The sequence below is a fragment of the Melaminivora alkalimesophila genome (assembly GCF_000282995.1).
Taxonomy (GTDB): Bacteria; Pseudomonadota; Gammaproteobacteria; order Burkholderiales; family Burkholderiaceae_C; genus Melaminivora; species Melaminivora alkalimesophila.
Map to the genome: position 1 here is coordinate 1 of NZ_ALEE01000544.1, position 401 is coordinate 401.

Here is a 401-nt window from a genome sequence, read left to right on the forward strand (position 1 = left end):
CGGTGCGCGAGCGTGCCGGCAAACGGCGGCTGGCCGACCACGTTGCCGCTCACGCGCACGGCGGTGGCGTCGAAGCCCACGGGCAGCGTGATGCGGCTGCCTTCCTCCTCGCTGCGCACCGGCGCGAGCGCGAAATGCTCGGCCAGCACCTTGCGGCAACCCTCGTGCACCACGCGCGCGGCGGCGCCGATCTCGGCGTCGCTGTAGCCGGCCACGTCCTCCTGCACGAAGTCGACGAAGCGCGCCTGGCGCTGCAGCAGGGCCAGCAGCTGCAGCGCCGCGGCGGGGCTGACGGTCTCGATGGTCTTCTCGACCACGCGCTCCACCGGCACCTCGATGCGCGTCTCGACGATCTTCTCGACCGGCACCTCGACGCGCACCTCGCGCGGCGGGGCGTCGGC

Annotated in this window: 1 protein-coding gene; it reads right to left on the bottom strand. The window is 73.8% G+C overall.

What is annotated here, in order from left to right:
- The coding region (locus tag A612_RS10715; protein WP_019374484.1) for a DUF2760 domain-containing protein at positions 1–401 on the bottom strand (401 nt) is incomplete at both ends.